Consider the following 1,386-nt stretch of genomic DNA (forward strand, 5'->3'; position numbering starts at 1 on the left):
TGCTTGGCCAAACAACTAAGGCAGGTAGCCGCCTGTTTTTCCCAGCAGGCGGTGCAGCTCAAGGGGTATACCCACCCGCACCAGGTGTACTACTGCGATGTCCGCTCTCTGCAAGCAGTTCTCGAACTGTGACGTACTCCCGCACTCATGCTGACGCCTAGAGCGCGGGCTTCTAGCGCTCCGCGCCGCTGACGCGAAAAGAACGGGACGCCTCACCGCTCTGGATTTGATAACTCGCGCTGAGTTGTGGTCTCCACCAATACTCAACCCGCAATGCGGACAATCTTGCCACCGCTCATGCAGCTCTTTGGCAACCTCACGACCACACCCCGAACACTCCTGGCTACTACCGCGGGGATCCACTGCAATGGTTAACAGCCCGGCTCTCTCGGTCTTGGCTGCCAGAATTTGCAGGAACTGCCCCCAACCGGCGTCATGGACAGACTTGGCCAACCTTGTCCTTGCCAAACCTTTGATGTTCAACGCCTCATGGGCTACGTGCTTCCCTTTTCTCAAGAGCTTATGAGCGGTTTTGTGGTGGAAATCTCGGCGCTGATTGGCTACTTTACTGGTGCGCCTTGGCTAGTCGTTTCACTGCTTTTTTGTAACGACTTGACCCTTTCTTTTTCCTGGATACGGCCCTTTGCAATCGCTTCAGCTTCTTCTCCGTCCGGCGATAGTACTGGGGCACCTCAACCGATTCCCCTTCATCAGCCACCCAAAAAGCATTGAGCCCCAGGTCTATCCCAATTGTGTTTTCCCACGTTGGGGGGTCAGGGTTCAATTCAGGAACAGACGAATCCTGCAAGCTCAAGGTCACGTACCACCCATCAACCTTGCGGGTGACGGTTGCCGTTTTGATCACCAGCCCCAAGGACTCCGTCCCGCTAGCGCGAACGGGAAACAGAGCCTTAGTATTGACCAAGTATTGACCAAGTCTCGTTTTTGGGAGTAGTAGGTGGGCTGATCTTTCAACTTAGGCAGGTGACAAACCACTAAAGAGCAAGCATGGATATCACAGCGATTTTGCTCCCACCAGTTGAACCGTTCCGCCAAGCGATAGTTGTACTGCCTACACAGCAGCTCCAGCCAGCCGTCCATCCAGGTAACTTGCCTGGAAGTAGGGCGCAAGCGGTACTGGTAAGCAATTCTCATGATGAGAGTATTGTACCTGTTTATAACTGGAATGTTGCCGCCTCTCCCAAGCGACCCTGACCGGCCCCCCAGTCCCCCCGTATACGGGGGGATATAGGGAGGTACAGGGCGGGGCTTCAAGGACTACGTCCCGCTAGCGCGAGCGGCGGATTAGCTAAAACGTGCGCAGAAGTTTGGGATCCACCTCGCCCACATAGGTGTTGAGACCAATGGCCGTGGCAACTAGAGCCC

The 1,386-nt window shown here is 55.3% G+C and carries 2 protein-coding genes and 1 pseudogene; all 3 read right to left on the reverse strand.

The features are described 5' to 3' along the window. Positions 1-15: 15 nt before the first annotated feature. Positions 16-519, reverse strand: a pseudogene (locus tag NW841_RS12770) (zinc ribbon domain-containing protein); the annotation flags it as partial. Between the two features lie 46 nt (positions 520-565). Beyond that, on the reverse strand, positions 566-865 hold the full coding sequence (locus NW841_RS12775) for a transposase (protein ID WP_414386766.1): 300 nt from the start codon (positions 863-865) through the stop codon (positions 566-568). Further along, positions 862-1,155 (reverse strand): helix-turn-helix domain-containing protein, encoded by a 294-nt coding sequence (locus NW841_RS12780; protein WP_414386764.1) that lies wholly within the window; start codon positions 1,153-1,155, stop codon positions 862-864. Before NW841_RS12780 ends, NW841_RS12775 begins: the two co-directional genes overlap by 4 nt. Positions 1,156-1,386 lie beyond the last annotated feature (231 nt).

It is taken from the genome of Synechococcus sp. H60.3 (assembly GCF_047462295.1).
GTDB lineage: Bacteria > Cyanobacteriota > Cyanobacteriia > Thermostichales > Thermostichaceae > Thermostichus.

What these genes read in the sequence shown, in the direction of transcription:
- NW841_RS12780 (WP_414386764.1), bottom strand. Translation starts at nt 1,155, where the DNA reads ATGAGAATTGCTTACCAGTACCGCTTGCGCCCTACTTCCAGGCAAGTT.